Here is a 1,660-nt window from a genome sequence, read left to right on the forward strand (position 1 = left end):
GGGGCAGGGGCGCGGTGAGGTCGCCGCCGCGGGCGACGGGCCAGCCGTCGTCGGTCCAGTCGACCGGTTCCAGCAGGATCTGCCGACCCAGCCCCTGCGCGCCCCGCTCGTAGGCGTGGTAGATGACGTACCACTGCCCGCCGGGCCCCTCCAGCAGGGTGCCGTGGCCCCGGGACCACCAGGGCTGGGCGGCGTCGGTGCAGCGCACCAGCGGGTTGGTGGGCATGTTCTCCCAGGGGCCGTCAATGCTGCGGGAGCGGGCCACGATGACCATGTGCCCGGTGGCCGGACCGGCGGTGCCGCCGACGGCGGAGACCAGGTAGTGCCAGCCGTCCCGCTGAACGTGCTTGGGGCCCTCCAGGGAGTAGGCCTCCACCACCCAGTCATCCGGGTAGTGCCAGCCGTCGTAGACGTGCTCCACCTCGCCGACGGTTCCCAGGCCGTCGGAGGTGAGCCGGACCCGGTCGATGCCGTTCAAAAACAGGTAGCGTTCGCCGTCCTCCCCCACGGCGTGCCCGGGGTCGATGTAGCCGCGCAGGCCCAGGTCGATGGGCCCATGCCAGGTCCCCTCGATGTCGTCGGTCCACATCACCGCGATGGTGGGGGCGTCCACGCGCGACCAGGAGGTGGGCATGAAGGGGATGTACATGTAGTAGCGGCCGGCGTGTTCAACCAGGTCGATGGCGAAGACGCTGCCCCAGGGCTCCGGGCAGGCGGGGCCGACCGGTTCCCAGTCCACCAGGTTCTCCGAGCGCCACAGCACGATGCCGGGGCTGGACTCGAAGGAGGAGTAGGTCAGGTAGTACCGGTCCCCCACCCGCAGGACGGTGGGGTCGGGGTAGTCCCCACCCATGACGGGGTTGCGGTAGGTGCCGTCGCCGAGGTTGGCGCGGCGCTGGTTCTCGATGCCACGCCCCCAGGCGGGGACGGCAGACGGGATGTCGGTGGTGGTCATTTGGTTACTCCGGTGATGCGACGGCGGTTATGTACAGCGTGCGGGTGGTCGGGGCAGGTCGGGTGGGGCTCAGCGCAGCACGTCGCCGATGAAGGCGGCGAAGTGGGCGCAGGTGGCCTTGGCGGTGGGCAGGCCGGGCACGGACAGGTGCCCGTGGGTCTCCCCCGGGACGGTGTGCTGCTCGACATCGACGCCCGCCTGGGCGAGCTGCTCGGCGAAGCGCTCCCCGGAGGCGCGCAGTTCGTCGGCCTCGCAGTTCTCGATGTAGGTGCGCGGGTAGCCGGTCAGGGACTCGGCGTTCCCGGGCATGGCGTAGTCGAAGTGCTCGACGCCGGTCAGTTCCGGCCCCAGCAGCTGGGCCATCAGGGCGTCGTTCTCACCCTCGGGGCCGAGCAGCACCGGCGGCAGGGTGGACAGGACGGCGGCGAGCTCGACGGAGGGCCCCGGCAGCGGGTAGTGGACCAGCGGATAGGCGAGGAAGACGCCGGCGGGGGCCTGTCCGGCGTCGCGGCCGTGCAGGCCGACGGAGGCCGCCAGGCAGGCTCCGGCGCTGCCACCGCCGACCGCCACCCTGGCCGGGTCGGTGGGCAGTCCGTGCCCGCCGGCGCGCACCCACTGGTAGGCGGCCCAGCAGTCGTCGTGCGGCACCGGGTGGGTGACGCCGTCGACGGCGAGCCGGTAGTCGACGCTGACGACGGGCAGCCC

2 protein-coding genes are annotated in these 1,660 nt (G+C 72.3%); both read right to left on the reverse strand.

Going from position 1 to position 1,660, the window contains the following annotated elements; genetic code table 11:
* A partial coding sequence (locus RWX45_RS04285; RefSeq protein ID WP_316022537.1) for a family 43 glycosylhydrolase occupies positions 1-955 on the reverse strand: 955 nt, incomplete at its 3' end.
* A 69-nt stretch (positions 956-1,024) separates the two neighbouring features.
* The coding region (locus tag RWX45_RS04290) for an alpha/beta hydrolase (RefSeq protein ID WP_316022538.1) at positions 1,025-1,660 on the reverse strand (636 nt) is incomplete at its 5' end.

Source organism: Actinomyces sp. MRS3W, assembly GCF_032465695.1.
In the GTDB taxonomy this organism is placed as follows: domain Bacteria; phylum Actinomycetota; class Actinomycetes; order Actinomycetales; family Actinomycetaceae; genus Actinomyces.